Source organism: Prochlorococcus marinus str. MIT 9312 (assembly GCF_000012645.1).
Lineage (GTDB): Bacteria > Cyanobacteriota > Cyanobacteriia > PCC-6307 > Cyanobiaceae > Prochlorococcus_A > Prochlorococcus_A marinus_L.
Genome location: NC_007577.1, coordinates 149,033 through 164,422 on the forward strand (window position 1 = coordinate 149,033; position 15,390 = coordinate 164,422).

Below are 15,390 nucleotides of genomic sequence, written 5' to 3' on the forward strand. Positions count from 1 at the left end.
CATTAAATAATTAAGGAGATATCTTATGGGTAGATATTTAAAATTTTAAAATACCTTATTTCAATTCCATTGATAGGCAACAATTAGGACCTAGATTGTTGATTAAGTTTCTTCAAGATGCCGCTGGAAAAGGTGATCTTGATCCATGGGATATTGATGTAATAAGTGTAATTGATAGCTTTTTAGAGCAATACTCACAATCTTTTGGAAGAAAATCAAATAATCAGAGTTCATATCATAAGGATTTATCTGAGACTAGTGAGGCTTTTTTTGCAGCTTCCGTACTAGTCAATTTAAAGGCTCAAGTTTTGGAATCTGATGTTTTCAAAGAAAATTCTTCAGATTTTGAAGATGATTTTGACGTGGATGATCATGATTGGATTGATCAAGAATTTGATATTCCAAAATACCCTGAAAAATATCTAAGGAGAAGATCAATAGCACAACCAATTCTCAAACGTACAACAACTCTTGGAGAACTGGTAAGTCAGTTAGAGTCTATTGCTGAAGTGATAGAAACCCAAGATCTCTTGCTAATGAAGAGAAAAAGAAATAAAAAATATTCTGATAAGGCTTTAATTTCTCAAGTTAAATCATTAGCGCATCGCGAGAAACTACCAGAAACCACTAAAGCATTAGGTGAATTTATTGAGGGGTGGGAAAAAGCATTACAGTGGACAGATTTTGAATGCTTAGTTGAGAAATGGAAAACAGTTGTAAAAAATGATTTAGATAAAGATCGTCTTGGGGTCTTTTGGGCTTTGTTATTTTTATTATCTGAAAACAAAATTGAAATTAAACAAATTAATTCCTTATATGGTCCAATTCAAATTAAAAGAATAATTCCTGAAGGGGGTTTAGCTCAATTGCCTATAGAAAATCTTGAGGCAACCAATACCTATCATTCTGCTGTTTAGGAGCTTAGTAGTAATAACGTATAATCTTTAAAAAGAGGTTTTGAATTCATGAAGGCAATGATACTTGCGGCAGGTAAAGGTACACGTGTTCAGCCCATAACTCATATTATTCCAAAACCAATGATACCGATTCTACAAAAGCCTGTAATGGAGTTTCTTTTAGAACTCTTAAAAGAGCATGGCTTTAAAGAAATAATGGTTAATGTTTCCCATCTCGCTGAAGAAATTGAAAATTACTTTCGGGATGGTCAAAGATTCGGTGTGGAGATAGCGTATAGTTTCGAAGGTAGAATTGAAGATGGGGAATTAATTGGAGATGCTTTAGGTTCGGCAGGAGGATTAAAAAAAATTCAAGATTTCCAAAAATTCTTTGATGAAACTTTTGTTGTGCTTTGTGGAGATGCTTTAGTTGACTTAGATTTGACTGAAGCAGTTAAGAAACATAAGGAAAAGGGAGCAATTGCAAGTTTAATAACTAAAAAAGTAACTAGAGATCAGGTATCAAGTTATGGTGTAGTAGTCTCTGATGAAAATGGTCGAATTAAGGCTTTTCAAGAAAAGCCATCTATAGATAAAGCTTTAAGTGATTCTATTAATACAGGTATTTATCTTTTTGAACCTGAAATTTTTAATTACATACCATCAGGTGAAAAATTTGATATTGGGGCTGATCTTTTCCCTAAACTTGTTGAAATGGATTTGCCATTTTTTGCACTACCAATGGATTTCGAATGGGTGGATATTGGCAAAGTTCCTGATTATTGGAGTGCTATTCGTAATGTATTGCAAGGCAAGGTAAGACAAGTAGAAATTCCTGGCAAAGAAATTAAACCAGGGGTTTTCACCGGATTAAATGTTGCTGCTAATTGGGATAAAGTTGATATTACCGGGCCAGTATATATAGGTGGAATGACAAGAATAGAAGATGGTGCAACAATTATTGGGCCTGCAATGATTGGTCCAAGTTGTTGTATTTGCGAGGGTGCAACAATTGATAACTCAATTATTTTCGATTATTCCAAAATTGGTAAGGGTGTTCGACTGGTGGATAAATTAGTATTTGGCCGTTACTGCGTAGGCAAAAATGGTGATCACTTTGATTTGCAAGATGCATCTTTGGATTGGTTGATAACAGATTCAAGAAGATCTGACATGACCGAGCCATCTCCACAGCAGAAGGCAATGGCGGAATTGTTAGGTACTGATTTGATTAATATTCCAGAGTAAGATCAGCTTTTTCAAGGATCTTAGGTATTAAATGCTCTGCCTTCACTGCCATTAGATGAATACCATTTGCGATGTTAATAAAATCATGAGCTTGCTCAGCGGCAATGTTAATACCTTCCTGTAAAGGGTCTTTAGCATCTTTAAGACGATTTAAGATTTTTTCAGGTATATTTGCACCAGGGACATATTTGTTTATAAAGAGAGCGTTTTTGTAAGACTTTAAAAGGAATACCCCTGCAATTACAGGAATTTCAAGAGGGTTGCTAATTTTTTCACAAAATTCTATCAAATTTTCTTTTTTCATAACCATTTGAGTTTGTACGAATCCAGCTCCGGCCTCTTTTTTCTTTTTCATTCTATTTTCTAAACTTCTTTGATTTCTGCAACTAGGATCAGCTGCAGCCCCTGAAAAAATAAATGTTTTTTTATCGGAAAGTTTTCCTAGAGTAGGATCTATTCCTTTATTGAAGGACTGAATTTGTTGAAGTAATCTAACTGACTCAAACTCATGTACTGCTTTAGCATCTTGTTGATCCCCGGCTTTTACTGAATCACCGGTAATGCATAAAATGTTTCTAATTCCTAAAGCATTTGCTCCCAAAATGTCTGATTGTAAAGCAATTTTATTACGATCTCTGCAAGATATCTGCATTACTGGTTCTATTCCATTTTCCAGTAATAGTTTGGACATTGCCAAGCTGCACATTCTCATTACAGCTCTGCTCCCGTCGGTAATGTTAACAGCATGTACCTTATCTTTCAAAAGTTGTGCTATCTTAAGAGATCTTATGGGGTTTCCACCTCTGGGCGGCATTAACTCTGCTGTTATCACCTTGGATTTTTTTTCTAAAGTCTGCTGAAGTTTTGATTTCAATTGCTTTTGTTTCCTACTTAGTTAACAAGTGTACTGAGATTGCTAAACTTATCTAATATAAAAAAGGAACTGTTTAAATGCAAATGGTTGAAGAAGAAGTAAACAACATTGATATGATGGGTCTCTCAACAAGAGAGATGGAAATCATTGATCTAGTAGCTGATGGGCTTACAAATCAAGAAATTGCGGTAAAACTAACTATTAGTAAAAGAACTGTTGATAATCATGTAAGTAATATGTTTACAAAAACTGGTTCTAAAAATAGAGTGGCACTTTTGAATTGGGCAATGGATAATGGAAAGATCTGTAGAGATGGATTTAATTGTTGTTCGCTTCCAGAGTCAGATCAAGATTAGTATTAGCCTTAACTTTTGTTGTATTATGAGCTAAATCCATCAAACAATAATTTGTAGAACCTAATTCGAAGAGTTCAGCATATGCAATGCATGCATCTTTGTCTGAATCAATAAATCTCAGGATTCCTTCTTTGTCGTAAAGACCATACATTTGAAGAAAATAAATTTACTTTAAAATATAAAGAAAATATAAAGGATTAGTGGATCCTTTGACTAGTTGCTTTTGAAATTTGTCAAATAGTCTTCTTCCCATTTTGAAAAAGGTTTTTTAGCAAGCCTGAAATTTGAGTAATGTTTCAGCCCAGTAATTTCTTTTGATATGAAAGATGGAAGACTGAAATCTTCTTCTTCATTGGAAAGTTCAATTTCGGCAATTTCAAGTGGATAATTAGTTTCTTTAAAGCAATCTATAATCCAAGATTTTTTTTCAACTTCTAAAAAGAATCTCTCTTTTTTAATTGTATTTGAAAGATTTGACATTATTGTTTCCCCGTCTTTTCGTGGAATGGAGTATTCAAATTCAAAGTTGGTAAAGCTTTCAATATGCTTTTTGAGTGCAATTTTAAAATCTTTACCTGTAAACCTTATCCTAATAATCCAATCATCTAAACTTTTTGATAAATATCCTTGTTCAATAAAGATTTTTTTAGTGATGAATTCTTTCCAGTTATCATTTTTTATAAGAAAGCGTCTTTCTATTTCTAAGGCCATTTAATTTTTGGAATTTTTTAGAGATAAATCACCTTTCCAATCTAGTTTTTTTATTAAAGTATTGTAATAGTTAGTGCTTTTTTTAAACTTTATTATTTTGCAGGGTGCTTTCCCTTTTTTGATCTCACAATAATAAGTTTCCTTAATGGTCATACATTTTGAACCATCTCGCCATAATTTAATTTCCCCTTTACTTTTTTTTACTGGTTTAATGATCACTTTACTTGTATTAGGTATGACAATTGGTCTACTAGCTAAACTCATTGGGCAAATAGGGTTAATTATCATTGCATCTATACTAGGATGTACTATTGGACCACCTGCAGCCATTGAGTATGCTGTTGAACCAGTAGAAGTAGATATAATCAATCCATCACCTTTATATTCATTCACTTTCTCATTATCGATTTCAATTTGTATTTGGTTCGTAGGAGAAATAGCCTCTTCCACTGATTTAAAATAAAAATCATTTAATGCGTCGTAGCTTTTTATAATTTTTTTCTCAGGACTTCTTTCACTAATACAGACATTACAATTTAATCTATTACGAGAATCAATTATATATTCTTCGTTTTCAAGGATTTCAATAAAAGATTTGTCAAATAAAAAATCTTTTTCCTGAGTAAGAAACCCCAAATTACCACCAATATTAATGCTCAATAAAGGAATATCATAATCTGCTAATGCATTTGCACATTTTAGGAAGGTTCCATCCCCACCAAGAACGATTCCAATATCTGGTTGAAATTTTGTATTATAAAGATTTTTTTCAATTTCATCTCTATGAAAATCACTTGCAATCCTGTTTGATTTAATATTTTTTGCTTTGAGGACCTCTTCACAGAATTTAGAAGCCTCTAAAGCGATAGAACTATCTGAACGATATATAATAAGCACTAATGAAAGTTTCATTTAATGCTTTTACCATTTTAATAAATTAAAACTTTCCATATCTACAGTAACCCTATTTCTGTAAAGCGATAGCAGTATAGCTAAGCCAACGGCTGCTTCTGCAGCTGCAACAGTAATTACAAAAATTGTAAAAACTTGTCCTTGAATTACATTATTATCAATATAAGAAGAAAAAGCCATCAAGTTTATATTTACCGCATTGAGCATTAATTCAATACTCATTAGAACTCTAACTGCATTTCTGCTATTTAATAATCCCCAAATACCAATACAAAATAGTACTGAAGATACTATCAAAAAGGCTTGAATAGGAATTGATTCTAAATTCATCATAAAAAAAGTGAAAGATTAATTTTTATTAGTAAGTAATGGTTCTGATGATTTTTCAATTAACTCTTGATCAACAGGTAATCCAGTTGAAATATCTTTGTTCATAACATCCCTTCTCGCTAAAACAATGGCTCCAATCATTGCCATTAGAAGTAAAACTGAAGCTAATTCAAATGGAAGTAAATAATCACTAAAAAGATGCTCCCCTATTCTAATAGTGGACTCTTCACCTATAGAGTTTTCGGGGCTTGCTAATCTCCATACATTTGTCAAGTCAACTCTTATTAAAAGGCTGAGTAGGGTTAAACAAATAGATGTTGATATGATTCTTCTTGATTTAATGTTATTGATGGGCTTTAAATCTTCTTTTTTATTAACTAACATTATCGCAAAAATTATTAGTACATTCACTGCACCCACATAAACTAAAACTTGCGCTGCAGCAACAAAACTTGCATTTAGAAGTAGATATAATCCTGCAACACTCATGAAAACTCCTCCAAGCAGAAAGGCTGAATAAACAATACTTTCGAGCAATACAACTCCTAGCGCTCCAATAAGAACAACTAAAGATAGAACTATAAAACAAATTATTTGAGTTGTTACTGCAATGGTCATAAATTAATGAAATTAATTATTTGAATTAGAAATTTTATCTTTATTTTCATTGGAGGTTGGTCTCATCCAATCATAAACTTCTTCAGGTAATTTACCAACTCTGATATCGGAAGCTGGTATCTCATGAGGATCCATTACGCCTTTGGGAAGATAGGCAAGTTCTCTTAGTGGTTTGATTGACGGATCTGTTGTGACGTTAGTAGGGAGCCTCCCAAGTGCGACGTTATCAAAGTTTAGATTATGTCTGTCAAAAGTAGCTAATTCGTATTCTTCTGTCATTGATAAGCAATTAGTTGGACAATATTCAACACAATTTCCACAAAATATACATACTCCAAAATCTATTGAATAATTTCTAAGTTCCTTTTTTTTGGTTTCTTTATTCATTACCCAATCAACTACTGGTAGATTTATTGGACATACTCTCACACAAACTTCACAAGCTATACATTTATCAAATTCATAATGAATCCTTCCTCTATATCTTTCAGAGGGTATTAGTTTTTCATATGGATATTGGACTGTAACAGGTCTTCTCCGAAGATGATCAAAAGTTACTGATAAGCCATTGTATAAATATTTGCCAGCATTAAATGCTTCTTTGATATAGCTATTTATTTGTTGAAGGAAATTTTTCATTTTGAAGAATTTACTTTGTTTTTGTATTTTAGTGGATTAATTTTAAATTTAAGTATTTTTACTTAAATTTAACCACCAAAGAATTGAGGAAAAGCAAGTTTTAATCCTGCAGTTATCAAAAGATTAGCAAGAGAAATTGGAAGAAGAAACTTCCATCCTAGATCTAAAAGTTGATCTATTCTTACTCTAGGAGTTGTCCAACGTAATAATATTGCGATGAAAACTAAAAGATACGCTTTCAATACAGTCATTACAATTCCTATTGATGCAGTGAAAACTTGTATGACGGGTGCATTAATGGGCAAATGAAGAAATTTAGCTATTAATTCAACTGGGATAGGAAAACCCCATCCTCCTAAATAAAGTATTGATACCAATAATGCTGAAAGTATTAGATTAATGTAACTACCAAGGTAGAACAAAGCGAATTTCATACCTGCATATTCAGTTTGATATCCTGCAACTAATTCTTCTTCAGCTTCAGGTAAGTCAAATGGAAGTCTTTCGCATTCTGCAAGAGCACAAATCCAAAAGACTATAAAACCAACGGGTTGTCTCCAAATATTCCAACTTAGGATTCCAGCACCACTTTGTTGGTTAACAATGTCAATAGTACTTAGAGAATTTGTCATTAGTACGATAGCTAGTACAGATAAAGCTAAAGGTATTTCGTAACTTATAGATTGAGCAGCAGCTCTTAATCCGCCTAATAATGAATATTTATTATTTGATGCGTAACCGCTCATAAGGAGTCCAATTGGTTGGATACTGCTTAAAGCAATCCATAGGAAAATTCCAATGCCAACGTTACTTATTAACAGGTTTTGTCCAAAAGGTACAATTAGCCAAGAAAGAATAACTGGAACAAGAACTAATATAGGTCCAGCGGTGAAGAGAATTCCATCTGCTTTAGCAGGGATTATATCCTCTTTGACAAGTAATTTAAGACCATCCGCAATTGGTTGGAGTACGCCTAATGCTCCTGCATATTCGGGACCTATTCTTTGTTGAGCAGCAGCAGATATTTTTCTTTCAAGCCAAACTGTTACTAAAACTCCAACAACTGCCGCTACTAAAACCAAAAGCATAGGTATAGGGAGCCAAATTATATGAGCGATTTCACTAGAAAGGCCAAAACCTTTGAAGAATTCATTAAAACTATATTCAAGATCTAATCCGTATTCCAAAATTTTAATGTTATTTACTTAATACATTAACTCGTCACCAACAATATGTGTGTTTTTTATGAAAAGCTGCAAATATTAATCTCTATTTTCTAAGCTTATCCATTCCCTTGGAGCTGAACCAGTATAGATTTGCGATGGTCTAAAGATTCTATTAGCTCCAAGTTGCTCTCTCCAATGAGCTAACCAACCAGCAACCCTTGATATGGCAAAAATTGGAGTAAATAAATCACGAGGAATACCAAGTTTCCTATAAACAAGACCGGAATAAAAATCTACATTAGGGAATATACCTTTTGGTCCAAGTCTTGGTATTGCTTCTGCCTCTAGTGATTTAGCAACTTCATACATTTCATCTGCCCCAAATCTAATAAAAAGCTCTTCTGCAAGTTTTTGAAGAATAATTGCTCTTGGATCTTTGACTTTGTATTCTCTATGACCGAAGCCCATTATCTTACTTTTATTTTTTATCGCGTTATCCAAAAAGGAGGCGGCATTTTTTGGAGTTTTGATTTCTTCTAACATTGCAATCACATCTTCATTTGCTCCTCCATGAAGCGGGCCAGCAAGGGTTCCTACTGCAGAGGCAATGACTGCATATGGGTCTGTAAGAGTGCTTGCGGTAACTCTAGCGCTAAATGTACTTGCGTTTAAACTATGTTCGGCATGTAGAATTAAACACCTATCAAAAACTTTTGCAGCTATAGGATCTTGTTCTTTTTCAGTAAGCATGTAAAGAAAATTTGATGAGTAAGTTAAATCATCTCGAGGTTGAATAGGGTCTTGTCCTTTTCTAATAAGTTGAAAGGCAGCAATCATAGTTGGTATTTTTGCTATTAGTCTTATCACTGCGTTGTAGATGTAATTAGGATCATCTATTGCTCTGCGTGAATAGAAAAGACCCAAAGAAGCTGCACTAGACTGAAGCGCGTCCATAGGATGACCTGTTGCAGGAAAACATTTCATCATATCTCTGACTCTAAAACTTAACCTTCGATGCATTTGAACTTCTTGTTCAAAATCTCTTAGTTGAATAGCTGTAGGTAAATCACCCCAAATCAATAGATAAGCAGTTTCTAAAAAACTGCTTTTTTTTGATAATTCCTCAATGGAGTAGCCTCTATATAATAATTTACCTTTGTTGCCGTCAATATCACAGATAGATGAATTAGTAACTGGGACACCCTCTAATCCGGGTTTTAAAATTAGTTTGTTGCTATCCAATTTCCTAATTCAATATCAAATACTTATAGATTAAAGATAGTCAAATAATTTTTAATTAACCACAAGTTATTAACCTCAAAAAAATTTATTTTGATTTTTTTTGAGGCTTTTTTGAATAACTTTATTAAAGTATTTTTAAACTTGTTTCTGTATAAAGAATTGGATTTTTTTCAGGAATAGATTGTCTTATGATTTCAAGAGATTCTTCATTTGATATTTTTAAAATATTTCTAATAAGAAAATTTAGATCTTCCAAATCAGAAAAATATTGTATTTTATTAGAATTTGCATCTTTGATATCAACTTCTGCATAAAGAAAAGCAGAATTATCTTTATTACTTTTTAGGTCAAAAAATTTTTTTGAGATTGTTTCTAGTTTTTTACCATCAATTAAATGGTTACTTATGATTTGCAAACCTCCAGATTCTATTGAATAGATATTTTCATAAGTTAATTTTTTTATTACATCGTCTTTTTCTTCAAGAATATCTTTGGAGTATATCGAGTAAATATCTTCATTTTTTTTCAAAGTGTATTTATTTAAATCTTTTATTTTTTTCATATCACTTAAATCAATTTGATCTTCAGTATTTTTTTCACATGTAATAATCCAATCTTTATTTGAATTGAGAATTAAAATATTTTGATTTACTTTTTGATTAAACTCTTCAAAAAAACTGTTTTCAAAATCATTAATCAAAGGTTTAAGATGGTTTTCAAAATTTTTTATATCACTAAAAATTGAAACTTGAGGATTATCTTTATTAGTATCCTCTTTATTAATTAGATTATCGTAAACATTAATATCAAGATTTTTTTTATTATTTAGTAAATATGATTTTAAAATTAAATGTTTATTTTTTAAATCAAATGTTGTTACTATAACATCCTCATTTTTCTCGGAAAAAATTTCATTATTAAAAAATATACTTTCGCCAAATTTCTTTGTAAATAGTATATTTTTTTCGTTTTTTAGTCCAAAAATTTCTCTCTCATATTGAAATTTTTTTTCTTTAAAATCATTATTAGAGCTTATACTATTTTTGATTAATTTCTTATTAGATGAAGCAATAATATAATTATCTTCGGTCCGATATATAAAGTTAAGAAAATTTATTTTATTTTCCCTATAAATTGGTATTATTTCGTTATTAATATCAATTTGATTAGAAAAATGCAATATATCATCTAGGTTTTTTTCTGGCTTAATTTTAAAAACCATTAAAATATCATCTTTAAGCTTTTTATTATTCTCAAAAGTTGAAATCAAAAGTTCATTATTATAAATATCTTGTAATTTATTATTGCCTAAATCTATACCTAAGTAATCTAATATAGAATCTTTTATTAAAGCAAAGTTATCTAGATTTTTTGGATTTTTATCGTTTTCAATATTATTAATAATTTTAGAACTATCTAAATTTGAAATGAATAATGATTTATTATTTTCTGGTAAATATTTTAATATTTTTAGTTGCTCAATATTTATACTTTCCTCCTTATTTTTATTGGCAGAAATTTTTTTAAAACCAAAAAAAAGTAATAAAGATAATAATAGTATTATTGCTACTACTTTAAGTTTCATTCTCAATGTTTATTTTTATTTTTAACAATAAATTTACTCCTGCAACTTAATTTATTAAATTGTAAATAACACATAATTTATCCTTGCAATTGGGAAATTATCCAAAATCTATAAATGCTTCTAGTCTCAATGATTGGTTTAATTCTGAGAAAGAAGATCCAGTCTTGATTGATGTGAGAGAACATTCAGAGCTCGAAATAGTGCGTTTCTCAAAAGAATTTTTACATATACCAATTAGTAAAGTTACATCTGAATACGTTGGAGACATATTTGCCGGTTTATTAGATAGAGAAATCGTTGTTACTTGTCATGCAGGAATAAGAAGTTATAACTTTTGTCAATGGGCCTTAGATAATAATTTTGTGAGTGAAATATGGAATTTGGAGGAGGGTATTGATGGATGGAGTAGATATATTGATCCATCACTTCCCAGGTATTGATTAAATATCTAATGAAGATGCAACAGTATTAACATCTTTGTCACCTCTACCAGAGCAATTGATAACTATATGAGTATCTTTTTCCAGAGTAGGGCATAATTTATCTAACCAAGCAAAGGCATGGGACGTTTCAAGCGCTGGTATAATTCCTTCAAGTTCACTAACAAGTCTCAAAGCATCTAAAGCTTCTTGATCTGTGACTGACCCATATTCTGCTCTGCCTATATCTTTTAAATGGCTATGTTCAGGTCCTACTCCAGGGTAATCTAACCCTGCACTTATTGAGTGGGCTTCTTGTACTTGACCATTATCATCTTGTAAAAGAAGACTCATTGATCCATGCAAAATTCCAACTGACCCTTTAGTAATAGTTGCAGCATGTTTGTCAGTATCAACTCCGCTTCCTGCGGCTTCAACTCCAATTAGTCGTACAGATGTTTCTTTAATGAAAGGATGGAAAAGGCCCATTGCATTTGATCCCCCACCTACACAAGCAAGTAAAATATCTGGTAAAGATCCAAACGATTCCTGACATTGTTTTTTAGTTTCTTCTCCTATAACTGCATGAAAATCTCGTACAATTTTTGGGAAAGGGTGCGGGCCCGCAACAGATCCTAAAATGTAATGTGTGGTTTCGACATTAGAAACCCAATCCCTAATAGCTTCACTAGTGGCATCTTTAAGTGTTGCAGTTCCAGAATTGACAACTTTAACTTCGGCTCCTAGCAGTTTCATTCTAAAGACGTTGAGGGATTGTCTTTTTATGTCCTCAGCACCCATATAGATAATACATTTCATGCCAAATCTGGCACAAACAGTAGCCGTAGCAACTCCATGCTGACCTGCTCCAGTTTCTGCGATTATCCTTTTTTTACCCATTCTTATTGCTAATAAAGCTTGTCCAAGGGCATTATTAATTTTGTGAGCACCTGTATGATTTAAATCTTCTCTTTTTAGCCATATTCTTGTAGTTGCATGTTTAGTTTTGTAATGTTCAGTAAGTCTTTTGGCTTCATAAAGTGGTGTTTCTCTTCCTACATAAGTCTTAAGTAGATGATTTAATTCTTTTACAAAAAGTTTATCTTTCCATGCATTTGATGCAGCTGTTTCAAGCTCAAAAAGAGCAGGCATTAGTGTTTCAGGAACATATTGACCACCATATTTTCCAAATCTTCCCTCTTTGGAGGGTTGATTTAAATCGTCATTTTTATAATTTTGATCTTGGCGAGAAAATGTACTTACCACTTTTCTATAGAATAAGTATTAACTAACTATAGATTATATTAAAAATAATGGGAAAAAAGAATTGGATCGAATTTGATAATCATGAGAATAAATCTGAAGAAACAGCTAAGGTAGATACTTTGAATAAAAGATCAAAAATAAATATTTCAAAACAAAAAAAAGGTAAAAAGGGCAAGACGATCACTTTAATTAAAGGTTTAGGAAGCGAAGATGAAATCTTATTAAAAGAATTGCTTAAAAAAATTAAAGTTTTTTGTGGTACTGGAGGGACATTAATTGATAGTAATATCCAGTTACAGGGCGATATGGTATTGAAATCAATTGAGTTTCTTCGTAAAGAGGGATTTCATAATTTATGAAGCAAGGGTTAAGATAGGTTTTTAATTTTGATGATGCAAAAAATGAAAGAACAAGATCAAACAAATTCAACCAATATAAAGTGGCACAATTTAACTATTGATAGAGATAAGTTAGAGAAAATGAGAGGTCATAAAGGAATGGTCATTTGGTTTACAGGTTTATCAGGCTCTGGTAAAAGTACTTTGGCCAACGCTTTAAATGAAGTTTTACACTTAGATGGTTTTTCAACTTACGTGTTGGATGGAGATAATATAAGGCACGGTTTATGTAGAGATCTTGGTTTTTCGGATGAAGATAGAGAAGAAAATATAAGAAGAATTGGAGAAGTTGCGAATTTATTTATGAATGCTGGGATAATAACTATTACAGCATTCGTTTCACCATTTATTAGCGATAGAGATAAGGTGAGAAAAATTATTGGATCTAAAGATTTTATTGAAGTTTATTGTGCTGCAGATATCAAAGTTTGCGAAAACAGGGATACTAAAGGTCTTTATAAGAAAGCTCGTTTAGGGGAAATTAAGGATTTTACTGGGATTTCTAGTCCATATGAAGCTCCTCATAATCCAGAAATTATTGTTGATACAGGTTCGTTAGATTTAAAGGATTCTGTTGAAAAAGTTATTAACTATCTTAAAAAAGAAAACTTCCTTAAAAAGGGTTAATAGAGAAATATAAGTTCATTTATTTTGAAGATAATTGTCCGCTCCAATATTTGATAACTTACTATTTTTAGTTCTTACCTGTGTATGAAGATTTTCTCTGAATTCTTTTAAATTTTTCTTTATGGATTCATCAAATAAACTGATCATCTCTATTGCCAATAATCCAGCATTTTGACCTCCATTAATTGCAACTGTTGCTACTGGTATCCCAGCAGGCATTTGAACAATTGATAAAAGAGAGTCAATCCCCTTAAGTGTTTTACTCTCTACTGGTACACCAATTACAGGAATGCAAGTTATCGATGCCAACATTCCTGGAAGATGAGCGGCACCACCAGCACCGGCAATTATTACTTTTATTTTTTCTGATTCTGCATTTTTTGCATATTCCATCATCTCAATAGGTGTTCTATGGGCAGAAAGTATACAAACTTCAGTTTGTATTCCAAATTCTCTTAAAATGTCAATAGCAGGTTTCAATGTTTTTAGATCTGAATCACTACCCATTACGACAGCGATTTTATAAATATCTTTAGAATTCAATTCTGACAAAATAACAAATCAATTCTTTCCTATAATGGCGTGCAATTAATTTAGCGCCAGTTAGTTAGGATAAAAAGAATAAATTTCCATTGAATATTATGACATCAAATAAGATTATCGAAAAAAGTGAAGTTAGGGAGTATTTTAATGGCACTGGCTTTGAAAGATGGAACAAAATTTATAGCAAATCTGATGAAATTAATACAGTTCAAAAAAATATTAGAAAAGGACATCAAAAGACTGTAGATGATGTAGTTTCATATATCAAAAATTATCCTGAACTAACAAAAAAAAGTTTTTGTGATGCAGGATGTGGTGTAGGAAGTCTATCTATACCTTTACTAAGACTTGGTATAAAAGATTTACAGGTAAGCGATATTTCTTGTGAAATGATTAAAGAAACAAAGAAACGCATAAAAGAATTAGCTTTGAACAAAGCTAAAATCAAATATGAAGTCTGTGATCTGGAACAATTAAAAGGATTATTTGATGTTGTAGTTTGTTTGGATGTATTTATTCATTATCCTCAACCGGTCGCAGAAGAAATGGTTCAACATTTATGCGATTTAAGCAAAGAAAAACTAATTGTTAGCTTTGCTCCGTATACTCCAGTTCTTGCTGTTCTAAAAAATATAGGTAAATTATTTCCTGGCCCAAGTAAAACTACAAGAGCTTATACTTTAAAAGAAAAGGGCATTATTAATGCTGCTAAAGAAAAAGGATTTAACGTCGTGAAAACGAAATTAAATCAAGCTCCTTTTTATTTTTCAAAACTAATTGTATTCGAAAAAAATAAATAATTTATTTTACTAAATTATTTTCAAGTGCATAACGAACTAATTCGGTTCGGCTAGATGTACCTGTCTTGATAAAAAGTCTACTTACATATTTTTCAACATTTCTAATCGATGTTTCAAGCTGTCTTGCAATTTCCTTGTTCATCAGCCCCTCTGCTACTAGTTGAAGTACACTTGCTTCTCTTGGAGTAAAACTAGGAAGATTTATTTTATTTTCTGAATTAGTCGGATTTTGGTCTGTTAGCATAGATTTTATTTCAGTAATTTGCTTAGCCATTTTGCTTACATCAATATCTGCGAATCGTGCTGCTTCTTTTAGTAAACGTTCTTGTCTATTGATTACATTTTTAACTCTCGCAGCTAATTCATCGGGGTCGAAAGGTTTGGAAATATAATCATCAACTCCTGCAAGATAACCCTCTGTTCTGTCTAAGGTCATTCCTTTTGCGGTTAAAAATATAACTGGAGTTCCTCCTAATTTTTCATCTTCTCTAATTTTTTCTAATAAAGCATAACCGTTAGCTCGGGGCATCATAACGTCGCTAATAATCAAATCAGGAAAAATTGTTTGAGCTTTTTCCCAACCGTCCTCTCCATCAACTGCAATAAATATTTCAAACCCTTCATCTTCTAGAAATGTTTTAACAGCTGTTCTTAAACCAGGTTCATCATCAACTAATAAAATTCTTGATTTTCTTACTGTTTCATTATTTATTTGATTAATTTCATTCATTTTTTAAATTCTTTAATTTGGTTTCTAGTA

20 protein-coding genes are annotated in these 15,390 nt (G+C 31.7%); 7 read left to right on the forward strand and 13 right to left on the reverse strand.

Annotation, left to right across the window (positions count from 1 at the left end):
- The first annotated feature begins 95 nt into the window (after positions 1-95).
- Entirely contained in the window at positions 96-917 is an 822-nt protein-coding gene (locus tag PMT9312_RS00775) for a segregation/condensation protein A (protein WP_011375719.1), read from the forward strand.
- 48 nt (positions 918-965) lie between these two features.
- Positions 966-2,144, forward strand: a complete 1,179-nt coding sequence (locus tag PMT9312_RS00780) for a nucleotidyltransferase family protein (protein WP_011375720.1) — start codon at positions 966-968, stop codon at positions 2,142-2,144.
- Here the strand turns inward: PMT9312_RS00780 and PMT9312_RS00785 are convergent.
- A complete protein-coding gene (locus PMT9312_RS00785) occupies positions 2,128-3,018 on the reverse strand; it encodes a methylenetetrahydrofolate reductase (protein WP_011375721.1) in 891 nt (296 codons plus the stop codon). The two genes, PMT9312_RS00780 and PMT9312_RS00785, sit on opposite strands and share 17 nt — an antisense overlap.
- A 77-nt stretch (positions 3,019-3,095) precedes the next feature.
- On the opposite strand from PMT9312_RS00785, the gene PMT9312_RS00790 reads away from it, so the two are divergent.
- On the forward strand, positions 3,096-3,374 hold the full coding sequence (locus PMT9312_RS00790; RefSeq protein ID WP_011375722.1) for a helix-turn-helix domain-containing protein: 279 nt from the start codon (positions 3,096-3,098) through the stop codon (positions 3,372-3,374).
- Here the strand turns inward: PMT9312_RS00790 and PMT9312_RS09400 are convergent.
- The 9 genes from PMT9312_RS09400 to PMT9312_RS00830 all read right to left on the reverse strand — a co-directional run bounded on the left by PMT9312_RS09400 (position 3,337) and on the right by PMT9312_RS00830 (position 10,577).
- Positions 3,337-3,525, reverse strand: a complete 189-nt coding sequence (locus tag PMT9312_RS09400; protein WP_071813294.1) for a hypothetical protein — start codon at positions 3,523-3,525, stop codon at positions 3,337-3,339. The two genes, PMT9312_RS00790 and PMT9312_RS09400, sit on opposite strands and share 38 nt — an antisense overlap.
- A gap of 62 nt (positions 3,526-3,587) precedes the next feature.
- Positions 3,588-4,085: a CYTH domain-containing protein gene (locus PMT9312_RS00795; protein ID WP_011375723.1), complete on the reverse strand. Its 498-nt coding sequence runs from the start codon at positions 4,083-4,085 to the stop codon at positions 3,588-3,590.
- Positions 4,086-4,997 (reverse strand): NAD(+) kinase, encoded by a 912-nt coding sequence (locus PMT9312_RS00800; RefSeq protein ID WP_011375724.1) that lies wholly within the window; start codon positions 4,995-4,997, stop codon positions 4,086-4,088.
- Between the two features lie 9 nt (positions 4,998-5,006).
- A complete protein-coding gene (gene nuoK / locus PMT9312_RS00805; RefSeq protein WP_036924418.1) occupies positions 5,007-5,327 on the reverse strand; it encodes an NADH-quinone oxidoreductase subunit NuoK in 321 nt (106 codons plus the stop codon).
- A gap of 18 nt (positions 5,328-5,345) precedes the next feature.
- Positions 5,346-5,945: an NADH-quinone oxidoreductase subunit J gene (locus tag PMT9312_RS00810; RefSeq protein WP_011375726.1), complete on the reverse strand. Its 600-nt coding sequence runs from the start codon at positions 5,943-5,945 to the stop codon at positions 5,346-5,348.
- A gap of 12 nt (positions 5,946-5,957) precedes the next feature.
- Positions 5,958-6,584, reverse strand: a complete 627-nt coding sequence (ndhI, locus tag PMT9312_RS00815; RefSeq protein WP_011375727.1) for an NAD(P)H-quinone oxidoreductase subunit I — start codon at positions 6,582-6,584, stop codon at positions 5,958-5,960.
- 68 nt (positions 6,585-6,652) lie between these two features.
- Complete coding sequence (gene nuoH / locus PMT9312_RS00820; RefSeq protein ID WP_011375728.1) at positions 6,653-7,771, reverse strand: NADH-quinone oxidoreductase subunit NuoH; 1,119 nt, start codon at positions 7,769-7,771, stop codon at positions 6,653-6,655.
- 75 nt (positions 7,772-7,846) lie between these two features.
- A complete protein-coding gene (locus PMT9312_RS00825; protein ID WP_011375729.1) occupies positions 7,847-8,992 on the reverse strand; it encodes a citrate synthase in 1,146 nt (381 codons plus the stop codon).
- 124 nt (positions 8,993-9,116) lie between these two features.
- A complete protein-coding gene (locus PMT9312_RS00830) occupies positions 9,117-10,577 on the reverse strand; it encodes a hypothetical protein (RefSeq protein WP_011375730.1) in 1,461 nt (486 codons plus the stop codon).
- A gap of 89 nt (positions 10,578-10,666) precedes the next feature.
- On the opposite strand from PMT9312_RS00830, the gene PMT9312_RS00835 reads away from it, so the two are divergent.
- On the forward strand, positions 10,667-11,017 hold the full coding sequence (locus PMT9312_RS00835) for a rhodanese-like domain-containing protein (RefSeq protein ID WP_036924463.1): 351 nt from the start codon (positions 10,667-10,669) through the stop codon (positions 11,015-11,017).
- Here the strand turns inward: PMT9312_RS00835 and trpB are convergent, their stop codons facing one another.
- Complete coding sequence (gene trpB / locus PMT9312_RS00840) at positions 11,018-12,262, reverse strand: tryptophan synthase subunit beta (protein WP_011375732.1); 1,245 nt, start codon at positions 12,260-12,262, stop codon at positions 11,018-11,020.
- A 47-nt stretch (positions 12,263-12,309) separates the two neighbouring features.
- Here trpB and PMT9312_RS00845 point away from each other — a divergent pair, with 47 nt between their 5' ends.
- Positions 12,310-12,621, forward strand: coding sequence for a translation initiation factor SUI1 (locus PMT9312_RS00845; protein WP_011375733.1), 312 nt, complete (start codon positions 12,310-12,312; stop codon positions 12,619-12,621).
- A 42-nt stretch (positions 12,622-12,663) separates the two neighbouring features.
- Positions 12,664-13,287, forward strand: a complete 624-nt coding sequence (cysC, locus tag PMT9312_RS00850) for an adenylyl-sulfate kinase (protein ID WP_036924458.1) — start codon at positions 12,664-12,666, stop codon at positions 13,285-13,287.
- 15 nt (positions 13,288-13,302) lie between these two features.
- Here cysC and purE read toward each other — a convergent pair whose 3' ends face one another.
- Complete coding sequence (gene purE / locus PMT9312_RS00855) at positions 13,303-13,839, reverse strand: 5-(carboxyamino)imidazole ribonucleotide mutase (RefSeq protein ID WP_011375735.1); 537 nt, start codon at positions 13,837-13,839, stop codon at positions 13,303-13,305.
- Between the two features lie 89 nt (positions 13,840-13,928).
- Between purE and bchM the strand changes: the two genes are divergently transcribed.
- Complete coding sequence (gene bchM / locus PMT9312_RS00860; protein WP_011375736.1) at positions 13,929-14,630, forward strand: magnesium protoporphyrin IX methyltransferase; 702 nt, start codon at positions 13,929-13,931, stop codon at positions 14,628-14,630.
- Position 14,631: 1 nt separating this feature from the next.
- Here bchM and PMT9312_RS00865 read toward each other — a convergent pair whose 3' ends face one another.
- Positions 14,632-15,360: a response regulator transcription factor gene (locus PMT9312_RS00865; RefSeq protein ID WP_011375737.1), complete on the reverse strand. Its 729-nt coding sequence runs from the start codon at positions 15,358-15,360 to the stop codon at positions 14,632-14,634.
- Between the last annotated feature and the right edge of the window lie 30 nt (positions 15,361-15,390).